Genomic DNA, 19,777 nt, shown 5'->3' with positions numbered 1-19,777 from the left:
TCAGACCTTGGAGCGGCGCGTGGTGCCGTTGCGCGCCTGGGCCATGGCCGCCAGGCGCACGGCGACGTTGGCCGCGCCATAGCCGGCATAGCCGCCGCGACGCTGGATGATCTCGAAGAAGAAGCGCTCCTCGAAGGGTTCGGTGTACACGTGGAACAGCTCGCCGCCGCTGGCGTCGCGGTCGTAGAGGACGTTGAAGTAGGCCAGCTCGCTGAGGAACTCGTCGTCGAAGTCGAAGCGCGCGGCAAGATCGTCGTAGTAGTTGAGCGGGATTTCCAGCAGAGGTACTCCGGCGTCCTTCGCCCGAGCCACCTCGGCGAAGATGTCTTCGCAGGCGAAGGCGATGTGATGGACGCCGGAGCCGCGATAACTGGACAGCGCATGGGAGATCGCCGTGTTGCGGTTCTCCGAGATGTTCAGCGGCAACCGCACACTGCCGTTGGCGCTGCGCAGGGCGCGGCTCTTGACCAGGCCGTAGGGGTCGGGCAGCACCACTTCGTCGTCGGCCTCGAAGTCGAACAGGCCCTTGTAGAACAACACCCAGCTGTCCAGCCCGTCCGCCGGCAACGCCATGGCCATATGATCGATGCGCTGCAGCTTGCCGCTGGGCTGGGCGTCAGGATCGAGGCGGAAGTCGATGTCATAGATGGTCTGTCCGGCTGCGCGTTCTTCGACCAGATAGATCAGGCTGCCGTCCGGTGCCCGCACAGCGGGAATCTCGCGCTCATTGGGCCCGACCAGCCCGCGATACGGCTGGCCCTTGTAGTCTTGCGCACGCTCCAGTGCACTGGCGGCGTCACGCACGCGCAAGGCGGTGGCACACAGCGACGGGCCGTGGGCCTCGAAGAAGCTGTGCCCGAAGGAATAGGGCTCGGCATTGAGCACGATATGGATATCGCCCTGGCGCAGCAGGCTCACCGCCTTGGAACGGTGCTCGCCGGCGCGGGCGAAACCCAGACGCTCAAGCCAGTTGCCCAGGCGCGCACCGAGGGCTTCGTCGACGGCGAACTCGAGGAACTCCACGCCATCCAGTTGGCTGGCCGGCGGCGGCGCGAACAGGCAGTCGAGCTGCTCCTTCGGCGTACCCTCGGTCTCCAGTCGCGCGCGGGTCTTCTCTTCGAGATAGAGCAGCGAGCGCAGTCCGTCCGCGGCATTGGCGCGCGGCGGCGCGGCGCGGAAGCCGTCGTTGAAGATTTCCAGCGACAGCGGGCCGCGATAGCCACTCTTGAGGATCGGCGCGAGGAAGCCCGCCAGGTCGAACTCGCCCTGGCCGGGGAAGTTGCGGAAGTGCCGGCTCCACTCCAGCACGTCCATGGCCAGGACCGGCGCATCAGCCATCTGCACGAAGAAGATCTTCTCCCCCGGAATCTGCGCGATGCCCGCCGGGTCACCCTTCAGCGAGAGGGTGTGGAAGCTGTCGAGGATCACGCCCAGCGCTGGGTGATCGACCTCGCGCACCAGGTCCCAGACCTGCTGCCAGGTGTTCACATGGCGGCCCCAGGCCAGGGCTTCGTAGCCCACGCGCAGGCCACGGGCGCCGGCCCGCTCGGCGGCCAGGCCGAGGTCTTCGAGGAGGAATTCGCGCTCGCCCAAGGAGTCGGCGGCAACGTTGCTGCACATCAGCACCAGGTCGGTGCCCAGTTCCTGCATCAGGTCGAACTTGCGCTCCAGGCGGTCGAGGTTGCGCGGCAGCCTGTCGCGGCGGCAGCCCTCGAAGTCGCGGAACGGCTGGAACAGGGTGATCGCCAGCCCCAGATCGGCGCAGACCCGGCGCACGTCGCGCGGGCTGCCGCCGTAATACAGGAGATCGTTCTCGAAGATCTCCACGCCATCAAAACCGGCGGCGGCGATGGCTTCGAGTTTGTCCGGCAGGGTTCCGCTCAAGGAAACGGTGGCGATCGAACGTTGCATTTCTTTGACTCCTGCCGGATGTGCTGAGGGGCTTGTTGGAATCGGTCTCCGGCTGAGTCTGATTATTCTGGCGGTCCGGGTTGCCGGCAATTTAAAGTGTACTAACTGGTTAGTTTTGTGTTCGATTACCGAACCAAAGGCCGTTTATCGAATTGACGCTGTTCCGGCCGCTGCTCAAGATTTAGCCACGTCGACGCAATCCGGCTGCTCCCCGGCACTGCCTTAACCCGGGAACGCATTCCAGCCGCTGCGAGATGGCCTGCGTGTCATCCATAACAATTTCAAGAACGGGTAAATGCTCATGTACATCCCCCACCCTCGCCTCGCCGCCTCCATCCCCCATCCGCAAACCGTCCTGGCCCGCCTGATGCCAGGCCTGTGCTGTCTGCTCGGGCGCCACCGCGCGCATTGATTTTCGCCAGCCACCGCACGTCTTTCCTGATGCCCACGCCGATCAACGGTGGAGCACGCGGGACGCCTGCGGCACGACAATGATTCCCGAGGCTGCGCGTCAGCCCGATTACGGATGGCCCCGATCATGATCCATACGCAATCCGCTCCCCTTGCTGCGGTCGCCCCGCACGGTTCCTCCTTCTTCGGCAAGGTGCGTGGCGCCATGGCCGTCGGCAAGGTGCGCTGGGGCATGCTCGCCCTGGTGTTCTTCGCCACCACCCTGAACTACATCGACCGCGCCGCGCTGGGCGTGATGCAGCCGGTGCTCGCCGAGAAAATGGCCTGGACGGCCATGGACTACGCCAACATCAACTTCTGGTTCCAGGTCGGCTACGCCATCGGCTTCGTGCTGCAGGGCCGGCTGATCGACCGCATCGGCGTGAAACGCGCGTTCTTCTTCGCCGTGCTGCTGTGGAGCTTCGCCACCGGCGCCCACGGCCTGGCCAGCTCGGCGGCAGGCTTCATGGTCTGCCGCTTCATCCTCGGCCTGACCGAGGCGGCCAATTACCCCGCCTGCGTGAAGACCACGCGCCTGTGGTTCCCCGCTGGCGAGCGGGCCATGGCCACCGGCATCTTCAACGCCGGCACCAATGTCGGCGCCATGGTCACCCCCGCGCTGCTGCCGCTGATCCTCGCGGCCTGGGGCTGGCAGGCGGCGTTCCTGTGCATGAGCGCACTGGGCTTCGTCTGGGTGGTGCTGTGGAGCCTGAAGTACTTCAACCCCGAAGAACACCCGACGGTGAAGCAGAGCGAGCTGGACTACATCCAGGAAGCCGACGAGCCGCCAGCCGAGCGCGTGCCCTTCTCCGCCATCCTGCGCATGCGTGGCACCTGGGCCTTTGCCCTGGCCTACTCGCTGACTGCGCCGGTGTTCTGGTTCTACCTCTACTGGCTGCCGCCGTTCCTCAACCAGCAGTACGGCCTGGGCATCAGCGTCACCCAGATGGGCATCCCGCTGATGCTGATCTGGCTGACCGCGGATTTCGGCAGCATCGGTGGCGGCATCCTCTCGTCCTGGCTGATCGGTCGTGGCATGAACTCCATCCATGCGCGCCTGCTGTCGATGTTCATCTGCGCCTGCGCCATCATCGGCGTGATCTTCGCCGCCAAGGCCAGCGGCCTGTGGGTCGCGGTGGCCGCCATCGCCCTGGGCGTCGGCGCGCACCAGGCCTGGACGGCGAACATCTGGAGCCTGGTGATGGACTACACGCCCAAGCACCTGATGAGCACGGTATTCGGCTTTGGCGGCATGTTCGCGGCGATTGGCGGCATGTTCATGACCCAGATCGTCGGCTACATCCTCACCGCGACCCACAACAACTACGCGATCCTCTTCACCATCATCCCGACCATGTACTTCCTGGCCCTGGCCTGGATGTTCTTCATGGCCCCGCGCAAGGTGCCCGGCGCTGCGACCTGACCCTACGGGTCGAGGCTGCGACGAAGAACCCCGCCAATCGGCGGGGTTCTTCGTTATCGGCTCACTGCTTCAGCGGTGTCAGCACCGGGGCCTTCTCGTCCAGCAGCATCCACACCAGCAGCTTGGCCGGCTTCTCGTTGCTGGCGTTGCGCGAGACCAGGTGCGGCGCGTTCGGCGCCTCGTACCAGGACTGGCCAGCCTGGTAGGTCACCGGTTTCTGCCCCTCCAGCTGGGAGATCACCGCGCCTTCGAGCACGTAGGCGAACACCGAGCCGCTGTGCACATGGGCCCCGGAAGACTGCCCGGGCGCATAGGAGACCGTAATCATCAGCCCCTTCTTGCCCGCCGCGTCGGGGAGCTTGTGCTCCTGCTGGACTTCGATCTTTTCCTGGGTGGCGTCGTGGGCGAAGAGCGGCAGGCCCAGGGCCAGGCCGAGGCCGGCAAGGAGGCATTTCAGGGAAGTGGTGGCAGGCATGGCGGCATTCTCGGCAGCGGGAAGATGAGTCCACGCTACGCCCGCCGCTGGCGAGGGCCAACAGCCAATTTGGGAGAAGATCGGGGTGCCATTGGTGGTTCAGTACCACAACGGGTTCGCGGGCATGGCCCGCTCCTGCAACAGCACGCGCGCCCTGCAGGATCGGGCCATGCCCGCGATCTGACCGCGCACCGGCCACAAAAAAGCCCCGCACGCAGGCAGGGCTTTCGCGGCGCAGCAGCAGAGTCAGCCCAGCAGCGCACTCAGGTCGAGCAGCCCATCCTTGCGCGGCGGGCACCAGTAATAGCCGCCGGTGAGCGGCCGGCTGAAGCGGTACAGCGCGTCGGTGATACCGTCTTCCAGCCCGCTCATGCGCCGCAGTTGCACCTCGAAGGCATCCAGGGTGCAGCCGAAGGCCAGGAACATCAGCCCGGCGTCCTGACCCTGGGTCCAGGGCATGGAGCGGCGCACGATGAAGGCTTCCGGCTCGAAGCTCTCCTGGGCGGTGCGCTTGACGTGGGCGGACTCCGGCGCGTCGTCCAGTTCCTCGTTGTCGCTCAGGCGGCGACCCATGATGTCGTCGCGCTCGTGCTGCGGCAGCGCGGCGAAGTCCTGAAGCTGGTGGCGCCATTGCTGGATCGCGGCGAAGCTGCCGCCGGCGAGGCCCGCAGCGCCTTCAACGATGGCGGCGGCGATGGCATCGTCGTCCTGCGGATTTTCGGTGCCGTCCTCGTAGCCGGTCAGGTCGTGGCCGCTGCCATGGCGGAAGGCCTCGGTCAGGCTGCCCAGCTCCAGCGCCGGCGCCAGCAGGGACTGGACTTCCTGGGTGCGCAGAAGCAGTTCGCCACGCTCTTCACCGCGCAGCCAGACCCACAGGGCATGCGGGGTTGACGGGTTGTCGACGCCCACGCCGGAGATCGCCGGGAACTCCCGCAGCCCGTCGATGCGGCGGCCCAGCGCACGCACCAGCGACTCGCCGAAGCCGACCACCGCGCGCTCGCCATCGGCAAACTGCATCAAGCGATCCAGCGCGGCGGGCAGATCCTGCAGCGACTTCAGATCGAAGAACAGGTGGCGGGCGTGGGCGGGAACCGGGGTGGCGAGAATGCCGGGCTGGTAAAGGCTCATGACAGCGTCCTTGAACGAAAGAGCGGCGATTCTAATCGCGCCGCGCGCGAATCCAAACCGCTCTGTATCAAGGACTTGGCGATCAGTTCGCGGATGTGCCCTGCTTGCGCTTGTGCCGATGCCGCCCGTAGCGCCACAACGCCAGGCCGCCGAACACCAGCAGCACCGCGACGAACACCGGCAGGCGATAAGGCCGCAGGTTGCCCAGCCATTGCTCCAGCAGTTCCCCGGCCCAATACCCGGCGCTGGCGAACAGCAGCGCCCAGCACAAGGCGCCGAGCAGGTTGATCAGCAGGAAACGCAGCCACCCTACCCGGCTGGCGCCGATCAACAGCGGCCCGGCAAGGCGCATGCCGTAGAGAAAGCGCACCGCGAAGATCGACAGGTGCGGATAACGCTCGATCAACCCGGTGACCCGTTCGACGGCCAGCCCGCGCCGTTGCAGCCAGGGCACGGCACGGTCGCCCGCGCGGCGACCGCCCCAGAACAGCAACTGATCGCCCAGGGTGCCGGCCAGCGTCGCCCAGACCACTACCGGAGTGAAGCCGAGCAGCCCCTGGTGCGCCGCGATGCCCGCCAACAGCAGCATCGATTCGCCCTCCAGCAGGCAACCGAGGAAAAGCACCGGATAGCCGTAGCTGGAAAGCAGTTGGGCGAGGTCGAGATGCTCGAACATGAAGGTCCTTTGAATACGTGCCGTGCCAAGAGCCTAGCGGCTTGGCGAATGTTCTGCTTATCGAACATCGGATGTAAAAAATAAACGACTAACTGGTCAGTCAGGATCGTTAGCACCCAATCAAATCAATCCTTTAACTACGCCATTCGTCTTGAGATGTAATTTTTTTCGCTCATGAGCAATTCAAGTGTTTGACATATTTGACGGATTTGGCAGACTGCGGCCCGTTGTCGCAACTGGTTACGTTTTTCCGGCTCCCACTGCCTGGTGCACCGGATGACCTCGGCCGCGCAACCCAACAAAAACAACTTTGTCAGTCGTGGCCCACCTGCCCGAGCTTCGTCTCGGCAGTACGGTTCCCGGCGAGCCAACGGAACGAACAAATGCTGATCTGGTTTGTAGCGGTGTATCTGGTGATCACCGTAGCTGTCGGTTTCTACGCCACCACCCGCGTGCACAACTCCTCGGACTATGCCGCCGCTGGCCGGAGCATGTCCTTCCCCCTCGTCGTGACCATGGTGTTCGCCACCTGGTTCGGCTCCGAAGCCGTGCTGGGCATTCCCGCCACCTTCCTCGAAGAAGGCTTCGCCGGGATCATCGAAGACCCCTTCGGCTCCTTCGGCTGCCTGATGCTGGTCGGCGTCGTCTTCGCCCGCCCGCTGTACCGCCTGAACCTGCTCACCATCGGTGACTTCTTCCGCAAGCGCTTCGGCCAGCACGTGGAAATCTTCACCAGCCTGGTAATCATCATTTCCTACATGGGCTGGGTCGCCGCGCAGATCACCGCGCTGGGCGTGGTCTTCAGCGTGCTCTCCGACGGTGGCCTGACCACCACCCAGGGCATGATCATCGGCACCATCATCGTCCTGCTGCACACCCTGTTCGGCGGCATGTGGTCGGTGGCGCTGACCGACTTCCTGCAGATGATCATCATCGTCTGCGGCCTGTTCTACCTGGTGTGGCTCATCGGTGACATGGCCGGCGGCCCGGTCAACGTGATCAGCCACGCCGCCAGCGAAGGCAAGTTCACCTTCCTGCACGGCACCTCGGCCAAGGACATCGTCGCCTTCCTCGGCGCCGCGGTAACCATGATGTTCGGCTCCATCCCGCAGCAGGACGTGTATGCCCGCGTGATGTCGGCCAAGACCGAGAAGATCGCCCAGCGCGCCACCATGACCGGCGCCTGCTGCTACCTGGTCTTCTGCATGCTGCCGATCTTCCTGATCTATGCCGCCTCGATGATCGAGCCGGAGATGGTCAAGCACTGGCTGGCCGAAGACTCCCAGCAGATTCTGCCGCACCTGATCCTCGAGCGTACCCCGCTGTTCGCCCAGATCATGTTCTTCGGCGCCCTGCTCTCGGCCATCATGTCCTCCGCCTCGGGCGCCCTGCTGGCCCCGTCGGTGACCCTGACCGAGAACATCGTCAAGCACTTCCTGCCCAACATGAACGACCGCCAGGCCCTGCTGGCCATGCGTTGCAGCGTACTGGCGATGACCGTCGCCACCTGCCTGTTCGCCCTGCTGTCCAACGCCAGCATCTACGAGATGGTCGGCAACGCCTACAAGGTGACCCTGGTCGCCGCCGTGGTGCCGCTGTTCTTCGGCCTGTTCTGGAAGCGCGCCACCACCCAGGGCGCCCTGACCGCCATCGCCTGCGGCCTGATCGGCTGGGTGTCGCTGGAACTGGGTTACCAGGAAGGCGACTTCTGGCCGCCGCAACTGGTGGGCCTGATCTGCAGCGCCATCGGCATGATCGTCGGCTCCCTGGCTCCGCAGTTCAGCCAGCACCGTGGCGAGAGCGTGTCGGACATGGCCGCCGCTGCTGCCGCCAACTGATCGCGCTATAGACAAAGAAGAAGCCCCGCCCTGTGCGGGGCTTTTTTGTGGGCGCGACAGACACACTCCACGAGCAGGCCATCGCGCGCTGGTCGGCGAACTCCCGCCGCCGGCGATGTGACGGACGCCCCAAGCCTGCCTATCCTGAACCTCGCCCGTCGAGGATCGTCGGGTAGGCTGCACGTCCCTCACCCGCACCGGCGCTTACATGGATCAGACTTCGACATCGCAATCACGCAGTACCCGGCGGGCCAGCCCATGAAGCGCTGGAGCCGCAAACCGCTGACGTTGCGGATGCTGATACTGGTCTTCGTGCTGCTCGCCGCGCTGGCCACCCTCGGCAACAGCCTGGTGGTCGCCTACAACGTGCAGCGCAGCGCGCTGATCCACTCGACGCTGGAGGCCAATCGCGCCTACGCAGCCAAGGTGGCGTCGAGCATTCACGAGTTCCTCGGCTCCGCGCGGCGCAACCTGGCCTACAGCTCCGGGATACTCGCCAACCACTTCGACGAACCGCCGGTACTGCACGCCGAGGCGATGCGCCTGCAGGCCCAGGACGCCTTCTTCAACTCCATCATCATCGTCGACGCCAGTGGCAAGGTCCTGCAGGCCTATCCCGACTCGCTGCAGATCGTCGGCACCACGCTGCGCTCGGAGGCCGTAAAGGAAGCGCTGCGCCTGAAGCAGCCGAAGATCAGCCAGGCCTACGAGTCCATCGCCGGCAACCTCGTGGTACTGATCTCGCAGCCGATCACCAGCCCGAGCGGCGAGTACCTGGGCCTGGTCGGTGGCTCGGTGTACATCCTCAAGCCCAGCGTGCTGCATAGCATCATCGGCAGCCACTTCCAGCAGGAAGGCACCTTCGCCTTCGTTGCCGACGCCAACCACCGGCTGCTGCACCACCCGGTCCGCGAGCGCGTCGGCGAGGTGGTGAATCACAGCAGCACCATCGAGGCCGCCCTGCGCGGCGAGAGTGGCTCCATGGAGGTACTCAACTACCAGGGCGTGCCCATGCTCGCCGGTTACGCCCAGGTGCCGGAAGCCAACTGGGCAGTGGTAGCCCAGCAGCCGCGCGACCTCAGCCTGTCGCCGCTGAACCTGCTGATGAAGGACATGCTGCTGGGACTGATCCCGGCAAGCCTGCTCGGCGTGCTGGCGATCTGGGTCGGCACCCTGCTGATCACCCGACCGCTGCGCCAGCTGGCGCTGAGCGCCGAGCAGTTGTCGAACCCGGAAACGCCCCGCGAACTACAGGGCATCAAGACCTGGTACCGCGAAGCGGCGGCGATCCGCAAGGCGCTGCTCACCGGTGTCGGTCTGATGCAGCAGAAGCTCGGCCAGCTGAGCCAGGAGGCGCAAAGCGACGCCCTCACCGGCCTGGCCAACCGCCGCGCGCTGGGTGTAGCGCTGGATGCGCTGGAGCAATCCAGGGTGGCCTACTCGGTACTCGCGGTGGATATCGACCACTTCAAGCGGGTCAACGACACCTGGGGCCACGATGCCGGCGACGAAGCCCTGCGGCGGATCGCGGCGGTGCTGCGCGACTCGTCCCGCGCCGGCGACCTGGCCTGCCGCGCCGGTGGCGAGGAATTCGTCCTGCTGCTGCCGCAGACGTCCCTGGAAACCGCCACCGGCATTGCCGAACGCATCCGCGAGACCGTGGCACTCACGCAGATACCGCAGGTGGGGCTGGTCACGCTGTCCATCGGCGTCGCCGACCTGGGCGCACTGGCCGTGACCCCGGAAGCGGTGCTCAAGCTCGCCGACCAGCGCTTGTACAGCGCCAAGCAGAGCGGCCGCAACCGCGTCGTCAGCAGCGACGACACCTAGGCCAGTGTCGACAGGCGTGATGCCAGTGCGCGCGCCAGTCCGGCAATCCGCCCGCCATCGCCCAGGCCGGGGCGATATAGATGGACGCCCGGGCGCCCTGCTCCAGCCCCAGCGCCAGCAGCCCTGAGGCCAGGCGGCTGGTGCGGCGTTCGAGGTCGGCGAAGGTGATACGTTGGCGGGAGTCGACCATGGCTTCGCGGTCAGGCCAGTAAAGCGCGCTGCGGCGCAGGATTTTACCCAGGTCCACTTGCTGTTCTCGTTGTCAGGGGAAACGCACGAGAGGCCAAGATCCGCGTGCCGCGCCCGGCCAATACCTCAGGTCGATGCCGGCCATGCCGGAATGCGATGGCTGCCCGCTGCACGCGCCGTACCTGCAGCGGCTCAGCCGGCGGACCGTTCGTCCCTGGCACCGAACACCGGGCGCCCGGTACAGGTCATCCGCATAGGCGACGCGAAAGACGCCGCCCACTGCCAGTGCTCATGCCGAGCCACACACGCTTGACCACTCACGCTCACCCGATCCGGGAGGTGCAAACGATGGGCTGGAATGATCATCAGGATGTCGAACGCTCGGAAGGCCTTCGCCGGCTGCTCGAAGATGGCGCGCTGGAAGCCGACAGCCGCCAGGAAATCCTCGCCCGCTACATCCTCAACCACGGGTTTGCCGCACTGTCGGAAACCCAGCAGCAGGAGTTCCAGGAGCAGTTACTGCCACTGCTCGACCGCCGTGATCGCAGCGAGGGGCTGATGCCCCAGGGCGACCTCGATCCGGCCATCGACGATCAGGAGCTGGCCAGTTCGCAGATCAACGATCCGGGTAATGAAGACCCCGGTTCGCTGATCGAAATCGAGGTTGCCGAGGGCCTGCACTCCGCCAACCGCTCCAGGCGGCACTGAAAACCCTTTCAAGGCTTAGGAGAACGCCATGACCTTTCCCCTGACCCATTTCTTCGTGCACCCCGAGAAGGCCTGGCACGAACTGCGCGACAGCACCGACCAGCACCCGGCGGCCTACCTGCCGTTCTGGCTGCTGCTGCCGCTGATCCCGGCGGCGTGCCTGTTCATCGGCACCACCCAGGTGGGCTGGCGCCTGCCGGGCAACAGCGAAACCCAGTTCCTCAGCGCCGCCAGTGGCGCGCTGCTCGGCTTCTGGTGCTACGTCGGCCTGGTGGCCGGGATAGTGATCATCGCCTACCTCACGCGCTGGGTGCTGTTCCGCACCGAGGTGCGGCCCAATATCAACCACAGCATGGGCTTCTCCACCGCCGTCGCCTTGCCGCTGATGCTCGCCGGTATCGCCGCGCTGCTGCCCTCTCGCTGGCTGCTGATCCTCGCCGCCGGGGCCGCCACGGCCTATTCCGGCTGGCTGCTGTTCATCGGCCTGCCGATCTACATGCGTCTGACCCAGCGCAGCGCCGCGTTCTATGCGGGTTGCATCCTCGGCCTTGGCTTCCTGGCGCTGCTGACCACGGCGTTCGGCTTCCTGGAAATGTGGGGCCAGACAATGACGGGGGCTGGGGAATATCTGCAGGAGTAAGCGCCGAGATCCGTGGCCTGCAGCAGCCTTCCCGTCGCGCGATCGCGGCAATGGAAGACTGCTGCGCAGCGGGAAAGTCTGCGTAGCCGTTCATTGTTCCGGCTGCGGCACCGGTTCCTCCGGGGGCTGCTGCATTGGCAGCTCCTCGGGAAAGTCCTCGGGAATCTGGCTCTCGCGGTCCGGCGGGGCTTCCTGTGGGTCCGGTCGCTGTGCCTGGGGATGAGCGTACATGGCGAGTCCTCCGGGACATGGGCAGTCTCCATTGGGCGCGCCCTGTCCGCTGAGGTTCGGTTTATCTACCCGACGTGCTTCACCTGCAGCAGCAAGGCCAGCAACTGGTCGCGGTCGAAGGGTTTGGGCAGACGCACCACCGAGTCGGCCAGAGTATCCAGCCGTCCCGCGTAACCGGTGGTCAGCACACAGGTCAATGCGGGGTAGGACTGGCGCACCTGCTGGATCAGCAGCATGCCGTCCATGTCCGGCATGGCGAAATCGGTGATCATCAGGTCGAAGTCGGACTGCTCCAGCCATTGCAGCGCCGCCCGCGCCGAATCGGTTCGCGCGACCTGGCAACCCAGGTCCGCCAGCAGCGCGCTGGTGCCGGCCAGCACCAGCGCGTCATCGTCCACCACCAGCACCCGCAGGCCCAGCGGCTCCAGGGGTTCGCCCATCGCATCGGGCGGCAGTTCGGCGCTTTCTGCTACCAGCTCTGCCTTTGTCTTCACCGCCGGCAACCAGATTTCCGCGATGGTGCCCTGCCCTGGCGTACTGCGCAACAGCAGCGCGCCGCCCTGCTGCTGGGCCAGTCCATGGACGATGGACAATCCCAGCCCCGTGCCCTTGCCGGTCGGCTTGGTGGTGAAGAACGGCTCGGCGGCGCGGCGCAGGGTGTCCTCGTCCATGCCCAGCCCCGAGTCGGTCATGGCCAGGCACACGTAGTCCCCCGGCGCCAGCTTGCCGCTCTGGCGCGGTCCGACCTGGGCATTGCGTGCCGAGAAGGTGATGCTGCCGCCGCCAGGCATGGCGTCGCGGGCGTTGGTGGCGAGGTTGATGATCGCCAGCTCCAGCTGGTTCTGGTCGCTCATCACGCAGTCCAGCTGAAGCGGAAAGCGCATCTCCAGGCTGATGGTCGGGCCCAGGGAGCTGACCAGCAGCTCGCTCATGTCCTGCAGCAGTGCCGGCAGCTGGATCGGTTGCGGGAACAGCCGCTGCTTGCGGGCGAAGGCCAGCATCCGCTGGGTCAGCTGGGCGCCGCGGCGGGTCGCCTCCAGCGCGTTGCGCCAGATGCTCTGGACCTTCTCGTTGTCCCTGGGCAGTTGTCGTTCGAGCAACTGCAGCCCCCCAAGGATCACTGTCAGCAGGTTATTGAAGTCGTGGGCGACGCCGCCGGTCAGCTGGCCGAGGGACTCCATCTTCTGCGACTGGATCAGTTCGTCGCGGGCGCGCTCCAGCTCTTCCTGGACGCGGCGCTTGTCGGTGATGTCGCGGGTGATCTTGGCGAAACCCAGCAGCTTGCCGGTGTCGTCGAATACCGGATCAATGACGATATTGGCCCAGAACCGCGAGCCGTCCTTGCGCATCTGCAGGCGTTCTTCCTCGTAGCGCCCCTCGGCCAGCGCGGTGCTCAGGCTGGTCTCGGGAACGCCTCCCTGGCGATCCTCGTCGCAGTAGAAACACTCGAAACGACGACCGATGATTTCTTCAGGATGGTAGCCCTTGATCCGCTCCGCGCCGGAGTTCCAGCTGGTGACATTGCCCTCGGGGTCAAGCATGTACAGCGCGTAGTCGGTGACGCCATTGACCAGCAGGCGGAAATGCTGCTCGCTGCGGCGCAGGGCCTGTTCGGTCTCGTGCTGCTCGGTGCGGTCGCGGGTGATCTTGGCGAAGCCCAGCAGCTCCCCGGAAACATCGCGGATGGCGTCGATCACCACGTGGGCCCAGAACGAACTGCCATCGCGGTGCAGGCGCCAGCCCTCACTCTCGAAGCGCCCGACCCGCGCCGCCTCGCCCAGTGCCAGCTCCGGCAGCCCGGCTTCGCGGTCGGCGGGGGTATAGAATCGCGAGAAGTGCTCGCCGAGTATCTCATCGGCGGCGTAGCCCTTCAGGCGTTGCGCCCCGGAGCTCCAGCTGCTGACGCGGCCATCGGGGTCGAGCATGTAGATGGCGTAGTCGGTCACCGCCTCGACCAGCAGGCGGTAGCGCGCATCTTCGACGAGCTGGGCGGTGCTGGCGGTCGTATCGGGCATCAAGTCTGCTCTCTTGGCTCATTGGAGCAAAGCATAGGCGCAGCCACCTCACTTCGGGCGCCGCCAGACGGCACTCAGTCCAGCGGCAGGAAGACGCTGAACTCCGCACCGAACCCCGGCTCGCTGCGCAACTCGATGCGGCCGCCGTGGGCCTGGACGATCTGCTCGGAGATGAACAGCCCCAGACCCAGGCCGGCGACACGGGCCGCGCCGGTGCCACGTTCGAATTGCTGGAAGATGCGCCGCTGCTCGTCGGCGCTGATGCCATCGCCATGGTCGCGCACGCAGAGTTGCGCGCGGCCATCCGCCACCGCGACGGTCACTTCCACCGGCTGGCCGGGCCCATAGCGCAGGGCGTTGCTGACCAGGTTGCTGATCACCTGCTCCAGGCGGTAGGCGTCCCACACGCCTTCCACCACTTCAGGCGTCTCCAGGCTCAGTTCGCAACCGGCCGCCTGCGCTTGCACCGCGAAATTGCCCAGCACGCGGCGGGCGATATCGGCGAGGTTCGCCGGCTCCGGGCGGATCGACAGCTTGCCGGTGCGGATACGCGAGACGTCGAGCATGTCTTCGATCAGCCGGTTCAAGCCGGTGAGCTGGCGCTCGTCGCGCTCGAAGAGCACGCCCAGGCGGTCCTGCGCGAAGTGCTCCAGCTTGCCCTTGGACAGGTAAAGACGGCGCAACTGGGTATCCAGCATCAGGCCGTTGAGCGGCGTGCGCAGCTCGTGGGAGACGATGGACATGAAGTCGTCGCGCATTTTCACCGCCCGCTGCAGCTCCACCTGGGTCTCGCGCAGCTCGGCGAGCAGCGCGTCCTGCTCGCTGCGCGCCTGCTCCAGCGCTTCCAGCTGCCGTGCCAGCACCTTGCGCTGGCGATACAGATCGACGAAGACGTTCACCTTGCTGCGCACCGCGTGGTTGTCCAGCGGCTTGTAGAGGAAGTCCACCGCGCCGCTCTCGTAGCCCTTGAACGCGTAGTTCTGCTCGCGCCCGGCGGCGGTGACGAAGACGATGGGGATGCTCTTGGTGCGTTCGGTGCCGCGCATCAGCTCGGCCAGGGCGAAACCGTCCATGCCGGGCATCTGCACATCGAGCAGCGCCAGGGCGAATTCGTGCTCCAGCAGCAGCGACAGCGCCTCATCCGCCGAGGAGGCCTTGAACACCTCGCGCCCCTCGCCCTTGATCAACGCCTCCAGCGCCAGCAGGTTCTCCGGCAGGTCGTCGACGATCAGCAGTTTGCTTCCCTGGTTACGCAGCATGTCGGGTGCCCATTCGGGTCAGTAGCGCGTGAATTTCACGCAGCCGAAGTATGTGGTCCGGGGCGTGCAGTGCAATAGCCGCCTCCGGCATGGTGGACACGGCGGCTTCGGCCGGGTCCTGGACAATGCTCAGCCCGCCTTCGCGGCGGATACGCGCCAGCCCTTCGGCGCCGTCCTGGTTGGCTCCGGTCAACAGGATGCCGACGAGAGTCTCCCGGTAAGCGTCCGCCGCCGAGTCGAAAAGGATGTCGATGGACGGCCGGGAGAAATTCCGCGGTGCCTCGCGACTCAGCGCAAAACTGCGCTCCCGCTCGATGGACAGGTGATACCCGGCAGCGGCGAAGTACAGCGTGCCCGCCTCCACCGGCGCCTTGTCGCGAGCCTCCTCCACGGGGATCGCCAGGCGTCGGGCGAACAGGTCGACCAACTGGCTCTCGTGGTTTTCCGGCAGGTGCAGCACTGCCACCATGGGCAGCGCGAAGTCCGCCGGCAACCCGTCGAACAGCTGGAACAGCGCGTCCACGCCGCCCGCCGAGGCGCCGATAACAACGGCTTCGACCTTTCGCTGCGCGTTCATCGCTTGCGGAACACCCGTTCACGGCGATTCACCACCTCGAATTCCCCGGCGAAGTCGGTGAAGTCCAGGCTTTCCTTGCTGCCCAGGCCGAGGAAGCCCCGGTGGCACAGCGACTCATGGAACAGGCCGATGGCGCGGTTCTGCAACTGGCGGTTGAAGTAGATGAGCACGTTGCGGCAGGAGACCAGGTGCGTCTCGGAGAACACGCTGTCAGTAGCCAGGCTGTGATCGGCGAAGGTCACGTTGGCGCGCAGCATCTTGTCGAACAGCGCCCCGTCGTAGGCCGCCGTGTAGTAGTCCGAGAGCGAGCCCTTGCCGCCAGCGGCGCGGTAGTTCTCGCTGGCCTGGGCCAGGTCGTCCACCGCGTAGATGCCGCGCCGCGCCTGCTCCAGCGAGCGAGGGTTGATGTCGGTGGCGTAGATCAGCGTGCGCTCGAGCAGGCCTTCCTCGTGCAGCAGGATGGCCAGCGAATGCACCTCTTCGCCGGTGCTGCAGCCGGCCACCCACAGGCGCAGCGACGGATAGGTGCGCAGCACCGGCACCACTTCCTGGCGCAGCGCGAGGAAGTAACTGGGGTCGCGAAAGAGCTCGCTCACCGAGATGGTCAGGTACTGCAGCAGCTCATGGAAGGCATGCGGGTCGTGCAGGATGCGCTCCTGCAGGGCCGAGATGCTGCGGCACTCGAACAGCTTGGTAGCGTGCAGCACACGGCGCTTGAGCGAGGTGCCGGAGTAGTCGCGGAAGTCGTAGCTGTACTTCAGGTAGATCGCCTCGATCAGGAGGCGCAGCTCGATGTCCTGGCTGCGATCAGGCATGTCAGATGCGCTCCAGCTTGGGTAGCCATACCCGGATCAGGGAGAACAGTCGGTCGAGGTCGATGGGCTTGGCCAGGTAGTCGTTGGCGCCAGCGCGCAGGCACAGCTCGTGGTCGTCCTTCATCGCCTTGGCGGTCACCGCGAGGATCGGCAGCTTCTTGAAGCGCGCGTCCTGGCGGATCAGGCGGGTCGCCTCGTAGCCGTCCATCTCCGGCATCATCACGTCCATCAGCACCAGGTCGATGTCGCCGACCTCGGCGAGCTTCTCGATGGCCTCGCGGCCGTTGCGCGCCACTTCCACGCGGGCGCCCTTGTGCTCCAGGGCGCTGGTGAGGGCGAAGATGTTGCGCACGTCGTCGTCCACCAGCAGGATGCGCCGCTCCTCGAAGGCCCGGTCGCGGTTGCGCGAGGTGCGCAGCATGCGCTGGCGTTCACTGGAGAGCTGCGACTCGACCTTGTGCAGGAACAGCGTCACCTCGTCCAGCAGGCGCTCCGGCGAGCGCGCGCCCTTGATGATGATCGAGCGCGAATACTTGAGCAGCTCGGCTTCCTCGTCACGGGTCAGGTTGCGCCCGGTGTAGACGATCACCGGCGGGAACGAGCAGATGTCCTCCTCGCCCATGCGCCGCAGCAGCTCGTTGCCCTGCATGTCCGGCAGCTTGAGGTCGATGATCATGCAGTCGTAGATGTTGCGCCGCAGCAGTTCCAGGGCCTGTTCGCCCTGCTCCACCGCGGTGATCTCGATGTCGTCGTCGCCGATCAGCCGCGAGACGCTGTCGCGCTGCAGCGGGTCGTCCTCGACCAGCAGGATGCGCTTGACCTCCTGGGTCAGCTTGGCCTCCAGCTTGCCGAAGACCTCGCGCAGTTGCTCGCGGGTGGTGGGCTTGAGCGCGTAACCGATGGCGCCCAGGTGCAGGGCCGCTTCGCTGCGGTCCTCCACGGAGACCACATGTACCGGCACATGGCGGGTGCGCGGGTTGGCTTTCAGGCGTTGCAGCACGGCGAGGCCGGATTCGTCGGGCAGGTGCATGTCCAGCAGGATGGCGTCCGGGCCGTGCTCGTCGGCCAGGCGCAGGCCTTCCTCGGCGCCCATGGCCACCAGGCAGCGGTAACCCAGCTCGCGAGCCAGGTCATAGAGGATGCGGGCGAACTTCGGCTCGTCTTCCACCACCAGCACGCAGCGCTGGCCGACGCTGACCTGTTCGCGGTCGTCGGCGAATGCTGCGGCGGCCGGCGCACGCACCACCGGCGGCGCAATGGCAGTCGGGGCAACCGCGACAATCGGCGCAGGCGCGCTGACTACCTCGTCCTCGGCCGGCGCCTGGTAATTCAGCGGCAACAGCAGGCTGAACACGCTGCCCTTGCCCGGCTCGCTGCTGACGATGATGCTGCCGCCCAGCAGATGCGCCAGGTCGCGGGAAATCGACAGGCCAAGGCCGGTGCCGCCGTAGCGGCGATTGGTGGCGCCATCGGCCTGCTGGAAGGCTTCGAAGATGCGCGCGAGCTGGTCCTCGGCGATACCGATGCCGCTGTCACGCACATCGAAGCGCAGCCCCTCGGGCGCGGCGCTCACGCGCAGGGCAACTTCACCGCTGTCGGTGAACTTGAAGGCGTTGGACAGCAGGTTCTTGAGGATCTGCTCGACCCGCTGGCGGTCACTGAACAGCAGCGCCGGAGCGTCCTCCGCGACTTCGGCAATGAAGCGCAGGCCCTTGTTGTCGGCCTGCGGGCGGAACAGCCCTTCCAGCGCTTCCACCAGGCGACGCACGCTGGCGTTCTCCGGGCGCACTTCCAGCTTGCCGGCTTCGACCTTGGAGATATCGAGGATGTCGTTGATCAGGTTGAGCAGGTCGTTGCCGGCGCCGTAGATCGACTCGGCGAACTTCACCTGCTCATCGTCCAGGTTGCCCTGCTCGTTGTCGGCCAGCAGGCGCGCGAGGATCAGCGAGCTGTTGAGCGGCGTGCGCAGCTCGTGGGACATGTTGGCGAGGAACTCGGACTTGTAGCGGCTGGCGCGCTGCAACTCATCGGCGCGGCCCTGCAGGTCCAGGCGGGCCTGGTTCAGCTCGGTGTTCTTGCCGTCGAGATCATCGCGCTGGGCGGCCAGCTCCTGGGCCTGCTCGGCGAGGCGCTCGTTGGTCTGCTCCAGTTCCGCCTGCTGGGCCTCGAGGTGCGCCTGGGACTCCTTGAGCACCCGCGACTGTTCTTCCAGCTCCTCGTTGGCGGTCTTCAGCTCTTCCTGCTGCACCTGCAGCTCCTCATTGAGCTGCTGGGTCTCCGCCAGCAGGTCCTGCTGGCGCTGGCGATGCTGCGCCGAGGCGATGGCGCTGCCGAGCGTTTCGGCGACGTTCTGCAGGAAGGCCTGGTCGCGCTCTTCCAGCTGGCGCAGGAAGCCCAGCTCCAGCACGCCGACCACACCGCCGTCATTGAGCAGCGGGAGCAGCGCCACGCTCACCGGCTGGCCGTTGCCCAGCGCGGAATTCACCTTCAGGTAGTCCGGCGGCAGGCCGTCGACCACCCGCAGCTTGCGCTGGCGGGCAGCCTGGGCGATCAGGCTTTCATCCGGGGCGAAGTAATCCTCGCCCAGCACGCTGGTGGCGAAGCCGAAGGTGCCGGACAGGCGCAGACCGCCGCGATCATCGCGCACATAGAGCGCTCCCACCGGGGAGGCGACGAACTCGCCGAGGAAGTCCATCAGGCTGCGCCCCAGGGACGGCAACGACTGCTGACCGATCAACTGCTCGCCCAGGCGGCTCTGGCCATCACGCAACCAGGCCTGGCGCGCCAGCGTTTCGTTGTGCAGTACCTGGCGACGCAGGGACTCGGCATAGGACTCGGACAGGCTGACCAACTGCCGGCGACCGAAGTACGCCAGCAGCGTGCCGACCACGATGCTGAATACCAGGTAGAGGATGACCACGCCGGTGGAGAGGCTGGAAGCGAACTGGTTGCGGTCGTGGCGCAGCTGCTGCTCGGTGTTGATCAGCGAGGCGTACTGCGAGCGGATCGCATCCATCATGCTCTTGCCGCGCCCGGCCTTTATGGCGTCGGAGGTGTCCTGGCCCTGGCGGCGCTGCTCGATCATCTGCTGGGCGAAGCTCATCCACTCGTCCTGCATCGAGGTCAGGCGGCCCACGCGCTCGACCTGCGGCGGGTTGTCCGCCACCAGCTCCGAGAGGCTCTTCAGGCCGGAATTGATGCGCGGCCGCGCCTGCTCCAGGGGTTCCAGGAAGCCCGGATCGCCAGTGATCAGGAAGCCGCGCAGCCCGCTTTCCTGGTCCACGCTCAGGCGCTGCATCTCGTTGGCGCTGGAAATCACCCGGTCGGTGTGCTCGACCCAGCCCAGCACGTCGAGCATGTAGAGGATCAGGCCGATGAACAGCACCGCGCCCAGCAGGCAGATGCCCAGTGGCAGCGCCATGTTGCGCGCGAGTATGCGGCGGAAGGCGCTTTCGTCGGCGATGGCTTTCTGGTTCATCTGCGGGTTCCCTGATGGCCTATCTTCCCTGGATGCATCCCGCCGGCATGGCGGAGATTGCGACAGATGCCAGGTAAGTATTTGAAGTTATTGTAAGAACGTTCTTAAAACTGGAGAAATAATAACGCTAAGCG

General features: G+C 65.9%; 16 protein-coding genes. 5 read left to right on the top strand and 11 right to left on the bottom strand.

What is annotated here, in order from left to right:
• Positions 1 to 1,911, bottom strand: a complete 1,911-nt coding sequence (gene quiC, locus IB261_RS14340; protein WP_192382349.1) for a 3-dehydroshikimate dehydratase QuiC — start codon at positions 1,909 to 1,911, stop codon at positions 1 to 3.
• A gap of 538 nt (positions 1,912 to 2,449) precedes the next feature.
• On the opposite strand from quiC, the gene IB261_RS14335 reads away from it, so the two are divergent.
• Positions 2,450 to 3,784, top strand: a complete 1,335-nt coding sequence (locus tag IB261_RS14335) for an MFS transporter (protein WP_151186998.1) — start codon at positions 2,450 to 2,452, stop codon at positions 3,782 to 3,784.
• 61 nt (positions 3,785 to 3,845) lie between these two features.
• Here the strand turns inward: IB261_RS14335 and IB261_RS14330 are convergent, their stop codons facing one another.
• From IB261_RS14330 to IB261_RS14320, 3 genes are all read right to left on the bottom strand, one after another.
• Positions 3,846 to 4,259, bottom strand: coding sequence for a cupin domain-containing protein (locus IB261_RS14330; RefSeq protein ID WP_192382347.1), 414 nt, complete (start codon positions 4,257 to 4,259; stop codon positions 3,846 to 3,848).
• A 246-nt stretch (positions 4,260 to 4,505) separates the two neighbouring features.
• On the bottom strand, positions 4,506 to 5,387 hold the full coding sequence (locus IB261_RS14325; RefSeq protein WP_151186996.1) for a Dyp-type peroxidase: 882 nt from the start codon (positions 5,385 to 5,387) through the stop codon (positions 4,506 to 4,508).
• 82 nt (positions 5,388 to 5,469) lie between these two features.
• Positions 5,470 to 6,063: a DedA family protein gene (locus tag IB261_RS14320; protein ID WP_192382345.1), complete on the bottom strand. Its 594-nt coding sequence runs from the start codon at positions 6,061 to 6,063 to the stop codon at positions 5,470 to 5,472.
• Between the two features lie 383 nt (positions 6,064 to 6,446).
• Here IB261_RS14320 and IB261_RS14315 point away from each other — a divergent pair, with 383 nt between their 5' ends.
• The gene (locus tag IB261_RS14315; protein WP_192210699.1) at positions 6,447 to 7,901 is read left to right on the top strand and encodes a high affinity choline transporter 1; all 1,455 of its coding nucleotides are present in this window, start codon (positions 6,447 to 6,449) and stop codon (positions 7,899 to 7,901) included.
• A gap of 258 nt (positions 7,902 to 8,159) precedes the next feature.
• Positions 8,160 to 9,731, top strand: coding sequence for a sensor domain-containing diguanylate cyclase (locus IB261_RS14310; protein WP_192382343.1), 1,572 nt, complete (start codon positions 8,160 to 8,162; stop codon positions 9,729 to 9,731).
• Here the strand turns inward: IB261_RS14310 and IB261_RS14305 are convergent.
• Positions 9,712 to 9,978 carry an AMP-binding protein gene (locus tag IB261_RS14305; protein WP_318653063.1) on the bottom strand — a complete coding sequence of 89 codons (267 nt, stop codon included), beginning with the start codon at positions 9,976 to 9,978 and terminating at the stop codon, positions 9,712 to 9,714. The two genes, IB261_RS14310 and IB261_RS14305, sit on opposite strands and share 20 nt — an antisense overlap.
• 290 nt (positions 9,979 to 10,268) lie before the next feature.
• Between IB261_RS14305 and IB261_RS14300 the strand changes: the two genes are divergently transcribed.
• Both IB261_RS14300 and IB261_RS14295 read left to right on the top strand, forming a co-directional pair.
• The gene (locus IB261_RS14300) at positions 10,269 to 10,628 is read left to right on the top strand and encodes a hypothetical protein (protein ID WP_192382341.1); all 360 of its coding nucleotides are present in this window, start codon (positions 10,269 to 10,271) and stop codon (positions 10,626 to 10,628) included.
• 28 nt (positions 10,629 to 10,656) lie between these two features.
• Positions 10,657 to 11,268 carry a Yip1 family protein gene (locus tag IB261_RS14295; protein ID WP_192210702.1) on the top strand — a complete coding sequence of 204 codons (612 nt, stop codon included), beginning with the start codon at positions 10,657 to 10,659 and terminating at the stop codon, positions 11,266 to 11,268.
• Positions 11,269 to 11,358: 90 nt separating this feature from the next.
• Here IB261_RS14295 and IB261_RS14290 read toward each other — a convergent pair whose 3' ends face one another.
• The 6 genes from IB261_RS14290 to IB261_RS14265 all read right to left on the bottom strand — a co-directional run bounded on the left by IB261_RS14290 (position 11,359) and on the right by IB261_RS14265 (position 19,643).
• Positions 11,359 to 11,499: a hypothetical protein gene (locus IB261_RS14290; protein WP_167523184.1), complete on the bottom strand. Its 141-nt coding sequence runs from the start codon at positions 11,497 to 11,499 to the stop codon at positions 11,359 to 11,361.
• 65 nt (positions 11,500 to 11,564) lie between these two features.
• Complete coding sequence (locus IB261_RS14285) at positions 11,565 to 13,514, bottom strand: hybrid sensor histidine kinase/response regulator (protein ID WP_192382339.1); 1,950 nt, start codon at positions 13,512 to 13,514, stop codon at positions 11,565 to 11,567.
• 74 nt (positions 13,515 to 13,588) lie between these two features.
• Positions 13,589 to 14,773, bottom strand: a complete 1,185-nt coding sequence (locus IB261_RS14280) for a hybrid sensor histidine kinase/response regulator (RefSeq protein ID WP_192382337.1) — start codon at positions 14,771 to 14,773, stop codon at positions 13,589 to 13,591.
• Entirely contained in the window at positions 14,763 to 15,350 is a 588-nt protein-coding gene (locus IB261_RS14275; protein WP_192382334.1) for a chemotaxis protein CheB, read from the bottom strand. The genes IB261_RS14280 and IB261_RS14275 overlap by 11 nt, the downstream gene beginning before the upstream one ends.
• Positions 15,347 to 16,165 carry a CheR family methyltransferase gene (locus IB261_RS14270; protein ID WP_151186989.1) on the bottom strand — a complete coding sequence of 273 codons (819 nt, stop codon included), beginning with the start codon at positions 16,163 to 16,165 and terminating at the stop codon, positions 15,347 to 15,349. The genes IB261_RS14275 and IB261_RS14270 overlap by 4 nt, the downstream gene beginning before the upstream one ends.
• A 1-nt stretch (position 16,166) precedes the next feature.
• Complete coding sequence (locus tag IB261_RS14265) at positions 16,167 to 19,643, bottom strand: response regulator (protein ID WP_151186988.1); 3,477 nt, start codon at positions 19,641 to 19,643, stop codon at positions 16,167 to 16,169.
• Between the last annotated feature and the right edge of the window lie 134 nt (positions 19,644 to 19,777).

The organism is Pseudomonas sp. PDM20 (assembly GCF_014852575.3).
In the GTDB taxonomy this organism is placed as follows: Bacteria; Pseudomonadota; Gammaproteobacteria; order Pseudomonadales; family Pseudomonadaceae; genus Pseudomonas.
This window is presented reverse-complemented; position numbering and strand designations above follow the sequence as displayed.

Excerpts from the sequence above, each read along its gene's own strand:
- IB261_RS14335 (WP_151186998.1), top strand. The coding sequence starts at position 2,450 with ATGATCCATACGCAATCCGCTCCCCTTGCTGCGGTCGCCCCGCACGGT.
- IB261_RS14270 (WP_151186989.1), bottom strand. The coding sequence starts at position 16,165 with ATGCCTGATCGCAGCCAGGACATCGAGCTGCGCCTCCTGATCGAGGCG.
- IB261_RS14325 (WP_151186996.1), bottom strand. The coding sequence starts at position 5,387 with ATGAGCCTTTACCAGCCCGGCATTCTCGCCACCCCGGTTCCCGCCCAC.
- IB261_RS14265 (WP_151186988.1), bottom strand. The coding sequence starts at position 19,643 with ATGAACCAGAAAGCCATCGCCGACGAAAGCGCCTTCCGCCGCATACTC.
- IB261_RS14310 (WP_192382343.1), top strand. The coding sequence starts at position 8,160 with ATGAAGCGCTGGAGCCGCAAACCGCTGACGTTGCGGATGCTGATACTG.
- IB261_RS14330 (WP_192382347.1), bottom strand. The coding sequence starts at position 4,259 with ATGCCTGCCACCACTTCCCTGAAATGCCTCCTTGCCGGCCTCGGCCTG.
- IB261_RS14315 (WP_192210699.1), top strand. The coding sequence starts at position 6,447 with ATGCTGATCTGGTTTGTAGCGGTGTATCTGGTGATCACCGTAGCTGTC.
- IB261_RS14290 (WP_167523184.1), bottom strand. The coding sequence starts at position 11,499 with ATGTACGCTCATCCCCAGGCACAGCGACCGGACCCACAGGAAGCCCCG.
- IB261_RS14295 (WP_192210702.1), top strand. The coding sequence starts at position 10,657 with ATGACCTTTCCCCTGACCCATTTCTTCGTGCACCCCGAGAAGGCCTGG.
- quiC (WP_192382349.1), bottom strand. The coding sequence starts at position 1,911 with ATGCAACGTTCGATCGCCACCGTTTCCTTGAGCGGAACCCTGCCGGAC.
- IB261_RS14285 (WP_192382339.1), bottom strand. The coding sequence starts at position 13,514 with ATGCCCGATACGACCGCCAGCACCGCCCAGCTCGTCGAAGATGCGCGC.
- IB261_RS14275 (WP_192382334.1), bottom strand. The coding sequence starts at position 15,350 with ATGAACGCGCAGCGAAAGGTCGAAGCCGTTGTTATCGGCGCCTCGGCG.
- IB261_RS14300 (WP_192382341.1), top strand. The coding sequence starts at position 10,269 with ATGGGCTGGAATGATCATCAGGATGTCGAACGCTCGGAAGGCCTTCGC.
- IB261_RS14320 (WP_192382345.1), bottom strand. The coding sequence starts at position 6,063 with ATGTTCGAGCATCTCGACCTCGCCCAACTGCTTTCCAGCTACGGCTAT.
- IB261_RS14280 (WP_192382337.1), bottom strand. The coding sequence starts at position 14,773 with ATGCTGCGTAACCAGGGAAGCAAACTGCTGATCGTCGACGACCTGCCG.